1 protein-coding gene is annotated in these 761 nt (G+C 76.3%); it reads right to left on the reverse strand.

What is annotated here, in order from left to right; genetic code table 11:
* On the reverse strand, positions 1-623 hold a 623-nt coding region (ruvA, locus tag DZG00_RS16020), incomplete at its 3' end, for a Holliday junction branch migration protein RuvA (protein ID WP_119455850.1).
* Between the last annotated feature and the right edge of the window lie 138 nt (positions 624-761).

Below are 761 nucleotides of genomic sequence, written 5' to 3' on the forward strand. Positions count from 1 at the left end.
GCCGGCGACGCGCCCGCGGGCTGCTGCGGCCCGAGCATCCCGAGCGCGACGCGCAGGAGGCGGGGCATGTCGGCCGGCAGCCCCTGCTCGGCCGCGGCGGCAGCGGCGTCGTCGACCGCCGTGCGGGCCACGCGCTCCGACCAGCCGAGGCCGATGAGGGCCGTGACGACGTCGGCCGTGACCGTCGAGGCGGCGGACGCGGCGGGACGGCTGCGGGGCTCGGTGACGAACAGCTTGCCCGCGAGCTGCAGGACGATGAGCTTGGCCGTCTTCGGGCCGATGCCGGACACGCGGCGGAACGCGGCGTCGTCCTCGGCGGCCACGGCCTGCGCCATGGCCTCGGGATCCAGGTGCTCGAGCACCGCGAGGGCCGACTTGGGTCCGACGCCGGTGACGCCGCAGAGGAGCTCGAAGGCCCGCAGCTCGTCGGGACCGGGGAAGCCGAAGAGGGTGAGCGAGTCCTCGCGCACGACCAGCGACGTGAGCACGGTGGCCTCGGATCCGTGCCGCAGCTCGAGCGCGTGCCGCGGCGTCACGGACACGCCGTAGCCCACCCCGTGCACCTCCAGCAGGAGGGTCTGACCGGAGACGGACAGCACGGTGCCGCGGAGGGAGGAGATCACGCCCCCAACCCTACGAGCTAGCGCCGACCCCGCTGCGCACGCTCGGCTGCGAGCCACGCGGCCTGGGCGGCGGTCGGTCCGGTGCCCGCCGCGGCATCGGCGACGACCGTCCGCGCGGGTGCCGGGGTCCCCGCGATG

The sequence above is a fragment of the Clavibacter lycopersici genome, assembly GCF_003576405.1.
GTDB lineage: Bacteria > Actinomycetota > Actinomycetes > Actinomycetales > Microbacteriaceae > Clavibacter > Clavibacter lycopersici.